We start from the raw sequence: 2,955 nt of genomic DNA, 5'->3' as shown, positions 1-2,955 counted from the left end.
AAAAAAAGCTCCTCTAAATGAGGAGCTTTTTAGTATTTGATTATGTGTTTTTTTAGAGAGCAGTAATAATGAACTGACTTCTTCTGTTGAGTTGGTGTTCTGCTTCTGTACATTGAACACCATCGGCACATTTGTTTACGAGTTGTGATTCTCCGTATCCTTTGGCAGTTAATCGGTTTGCTTTGATGCCGTGGTTAATTAACCAGTCTCTTGTTGATTTGGCTCTACGATCAGATAATTTCATGTTGTAGGCTGCAGTGGCACGACTATCGGTATGAGAACGGATATCGATTTTCATAGTTGGATATTGTTCTAATACATCTAAGATTTTAGCCAAATCGATAGCTGCATCCGGACGGATATTCCATTTGTCCAAATCAAAATAAATTAGGTTGATACCAAATACATCGGCTAAGTCGCCACCAATCGGGATGGGTTTGGCAATTTTTTCCAACTCGATATTGAGTTCGGTTTGCCCTGATTTTTTATCGATAATAACCGGAGATTCTTTGGTGTTGTAAGTTTCTAAAGAAGCTCTTACATAGTATTTCTCGCCGCATTCCACATCTTTGAATTCGTATTTCCCCTGAGCATCGGAAGTAGTTTCGGCCAATTGTTTGAAGCTGCTGTCAAAGAGAATAAGTTTGGCTCCCGGCAGTATGGCTTTGGTGTCTAAATCGGTTACAGTCCCTAAAAGTATTTGTTCACACCAAATGGGTCTGGTTTCCACAAATTTGTAAATATCATCGCTTCCCTGTCCACCGTCACGGTTAGAGCTTAAGAACCCTTTTTTGGTTTTGGAATTGATAATTAAAGCAAAATCATCTTTCTGTCCGTTGGCTTCTTCTCCTACGTTTAAAACTTGTTTGAAATTCAGCGAACCGTCTTTTGGGATTTTGGTAATGAAAATATCCAATCCACCAAGTCCGGGTTGTCCGTCAGAGGCAAAGTAGAGTTCATTGTCTTCGTTTAAGAACGGATAGGTTTCACGTCCTTCGGTGTTGATGGCATCACCTAAGTTTTCAGGAGTTCCGAAGGAACCATCCTCGTTTATTTTGACGCGGTACAAATCCGACTGTCCGTGAGTTCCGGGCATATCTGAAGCGAAGTACATCATTTTCTCATCCGCTGAAAGTGCAGGGTGAGCGGTTTGATAACTGTCGCTGTTAAAAGGCAGCGGAGTGATGTTAGTCCAGTTTCCGTCTTTGTCCAAAGTGGCTTTGTAGATTTTGAGTAGTGTTACTTTAGCCGCATCAAATCCTCTTCCGTCCAGGTAGTTGTTACGGGTGAAATAAGCAGTTTTTCCGTCTTTGGTAAAGGCGGGAGTATCTTCGTGAAATTTAGTATTGATTTGTTTACCGAATTTATCCACAGCCGAAAGCGATCCGTCTTCTCCCATGTTGGCACTGTACAAATTGGTAAAGTGCTGTCCGGTCCAAGTGTGGATTCTTTTGGAGAAATTCCCGGTGTCACGGGCAGAAGAAAAGATGACTTTGGTTCCCATAAAAGCAGGACCGTAGTCAGAATATTTGGAATTGATTCCGGCATTTTCAATTTTGTAACGGCCGGAGTTTTGTTTGATTTCGGCCATGTAATCTCTGTTTTTGCTGTAGAGTTTGGCCCTGGCATCATTGCCGCTTTTTTGGGCAAATTGCGCCATCATTTGATTGGCTTTTACATTGTCCTTAACGGCTCTTAGTGACTGAGCATAGCGGTAATAAAATTCGGCATCCTGCTCAGGATTGGCCGCGTAAAGTTCTTCGTAGTATTTGTTTGCTTTTTCTAAATCGGCATTGAAATAATAGGCATTTCCGAGTTTGAGCAGCATATCGGGGGACTTGTACCCTTTTTGGTAAATACGTTCATAGGTTTTGATGGCATCGATATAGGCATATTTACCGTATTCTTTATCTCCTCTTACTTCTGATTTACTCTGGGCATAGCCACTCAGACAAGAGAAGGCTATAAGGGCTAAGTATATAATTTTGTTTTTCATGACAGGACAGTTTGTATTATTAGAAGAATCTAGGTGATACCATTTTATTGACTTTACTGAATAGTTCAAAGCGTAAGAATACCTCGTGAGAACCTGAGTTATAATGTTTTAAACGGGTAGTTTCCATATCATAGGAATACCCTACAAACAATCCGTCTGTTATTTGGAATCCGGCCAAAGCACTGGCGGCGGCATCCCAACGGTAGGCTCCACCGAGCATGAGTTTGTCAAAGAATAAGAAGTTTCCAGAGACGTCTAATTGAAGAGGAGAACCGGTTACGATTTTGGTTAAGAAAGCGGGCTTGAATTTCACGGAAGGGGAAAACTCAAAAACGTATCCTCCGATGGCATAAAAGTTCATACGTTCCTGAAATACGGCATAATCATTATCGCTGTATTTTTTATCCTGCAGGAAGTTGGGAACTGAAATTCCAAGGTATAATTTGTCGGAGTGAAGATAAATTCCGGCACCCAGGTTAGGGGATATTTCACTGTTGATTTGTTGCAGGTGGTCATCAGCAGGGTCAACAGGATTTAATTTATCACGGTCTAAACTGAAGATATTGGCAGAGGCTTTTACTCCAAAGGACAGTTTAAAGGTTTCAGAGGTTTGTATTGTATAAGATACATCGGCAGAAATATCATTGGTATTGGTTGGCCCGATTTTATCATTAACAACCGATAAACCGACACCCAAATTGCTGTTATTGATGGGGGTATTAATGGAAAAGGCATTGGTAGTGGGAGCTCCTTCAAGTCCTACCCATTGGGTACGGTGCAGACCGAAGATACTCATAACTCCTCTGGACCCGGCATAAGCGGGATTGATGTTGATGGTGTTGTACATGTATTGGGTGTACTGTGCATCTTGTTGGGCAAGGGCCGAGCAACCCGTTATCATCAGGGCGAAAAGTAAAATTTTTGTTCTCATAATTTTATTTTTAAACCCTGAGGATTAA

Annotated in this window: 2 protein-coding genes; both read right to left on the bottom strand. The window is 41.3% G+C overall.

Annotated features, from left to right (window positions below; translation table 11 throughout):
• Positions 1–52 precede the first annotated feature (52 nt).
• Positions 53–1,996, bottom strand: coding sequence for an OmpA family protein (locus ACSVH6_RS13540; protein WP_438079392.1), 1,944 nt, complete (start codon positions 1,994–1,996; stop codon positions 53–55).
• A 19-nt stretch (positions 1,997–2,015) separates the two neighbouring features.
• Positions 2,016–2,927, bottom strand: coding sequence for a PorP/SprF family type IX secretion system membrane protein (locus ACSVH6_RS13535; RefSeq protein WP_438079390.1), 912 nt, complete (start codon positions 2,925–2,927; stop codon positions 2,016–2,018).
• Between the last annotated feature and the right edge of the window lie 28 nt (positions 2,928–2,955).

Origin of the sequence: Flavobacterium sp. XGLA_31, from assembly GCF_051547105.1 — a bacterium.
In the GTDB taxonomy this organism is placed as follows: Bacteria; Bacteroidota; Bacteroidia; order Flavobacteriales; family Flavobacteriaceae; genus Flavobacterium.
The sequence above is the reverse complement of the archived record's forward strand: the minus strand, read 5'-3'. Positions and strand labels throughout refer to the sequence as shown.